Origin of the sequence: Saccharopolyspora spinosa NRRL 18395, assembly GCF_000194155.1 — a bacterium.
In the GTDB taxonomy this organism is placed as follows: domain Bacteria; phylum Actinomycetota; class Actinomycetes; order Mycobacteriales; family Pseudonocardiaceae; genus Saccharopolyspora; species Saccharopolyspora spinosa.
The window spans coordinates 692,185-693,927 of sequence record NZ_GL877879.1; the positions used below are offsets into that span (position 1 = coordinate 692,185).

The 1,743-nt window shown below is 64.7% G+C and carries 1 protein-coding gene; it reads right to left on the reverse strand.

Annotated features, from left to right (window positions below; genetic code table 11):
* On the reverse strand, positions 1–320 hold a 320-nt coding region (locus tag SSPN_RS60140), incomplete at its 3' end, for a hypothetical protein (RefSeq protein WP_010309191.1).
* Positions 321–1,743: the final 1,423 nt, after the last annotated feature.

Here is a 1,743-nt window from a genome sequence, read left to right on the forward strand (position 1 = left end):
TGATCCACCACCAAATCAAACGCCACCCGCTCCGGCGGCTTCACACCCACAACACCGGGAGCGAACAACAACGGACTCACCCACTGCGCAGCGGCCAACTGCAGCCTCGCCACCTCGACATCCGACCACCCCTCCGACTCGGCAAACCTCCCCCAATCCACCGGCGCCAAACCCAGAACGCGGGCAACATCGCCCTCACCAACACCCCTCTCCCATACGAATGGGTCCTCGTCATCCGCAAAATCAGCAGGCCAGTCATCCAAAACCCCATGACCAACCGGATCATCCGACGGCCCAGCCCGCATCTCACCCAGACCCACCGAATCCTCAGCACCGCCAGAACCCTCACTCCCCGGCCGCGCCGGCCGAGACCCCCCAGAATGACCACCACCCGTCATCCCCAAATGAGCAACACCAGCCTCCTCAACACCACGCCACGCCTCCCGCCAAGCCGGATTTTCAACCCCGATCCCCTGTGCATGCAGCCAGTTCCGTCCTTCCGTAGCTGTCGTGGCTCGTCCCTCGTTTTGAGCCCGCAAAACCCACCCACCCAATTCCTCCCGAGGGATCCCGGGCCGGTGAACCCGCTCCCCCGTCCCGGACGCGGCATGCCATGCAGCCGCCCAAGCAGCTCTCTCAACTCCGCGACCCTGGGCATGCAGCCAGTTCATTCCTTCCGTAGCCGTCGTGGCTCCTCCCTCGTTTTGAGCCCGCACAACCCACCCACCCAACTCCTCCCGAGGTATCCCACGGCGCTGAACCCGCTTCTCCGTCCCGGACGCGGCATGCCACGCCTCCCCCCAAGCGTTAGGGTCAACTCCGCGATTCTGGGCATGCAGCCAGTTCATTCCTTCCGTAGCCGTCGTGGCTCCTCCCTCGTTTTGAGCCCGCACAACCCACCCACCCAACTCCTCGCTGCCCAGAGGCGGCCACACCACCCCCAGCCGACCCCTGGTGCGCGGCCTGGACCGTCGACGGCCCAGCCAGCGATTCACCCGGATACACCTCCCCCGACCCCCGCTCCGAGGCCTCATCCCCCACCGGTTCGCGCTGCCCGACACCGCCAACAGAAGACGACACATCCTCCTGCGGCCAACCCTCCCAGTCGGCAAAATTCCCCCAATCCACCGGCAACAAATCCAGATCGCCGTCAACATCCCGCTCACCAACACCGTCGGACCCCTCCCACGAGAATGGATCCCCCTCATCCTCAAAATCAGCAGACCAGTGATCCAAAGCCGCACCACCACGCCACGCCACGAACCAAACACTTTGGTCAATCCCGACCCCCTGTCCCTGCACCCATTTCAGTCCTTCCCTAGCCGACTTGGCCCCTCCCTCCTCTTGAGCCCGCGCAACCCACTCAGCCAACCGCTCCCTAGGTACCCCAGGCCGCTGAACCCGCTTCTCCTTCCCAGTCTCAGCACGCCACGCATCCGCCCAAGCGTTTTTGTTAACCCAACTCCCCCCGAGGGACCCCACGCCGGTGAACCCTCTTCTCCGTCCCGGACGCAGCACGCCACACCTCCCCCCAAGCCTTATCGTCAACTCCGCGATTCTGGGCCTGCAGCCATTTCAGTCCTTCCTCAGCCGTTGTGGCCCCTCTGAGCCCGCACAACCCACCCACCCAACTCTTCCAGAGGGATCCCACGCCGCCGAACCCGCTTCTCCGGGCCGCCCGCAGCACGCCACGCCTCCCGCCAAACAGGTCTCTCAACTCCGCGATTCTGTGTATGCAGCCAT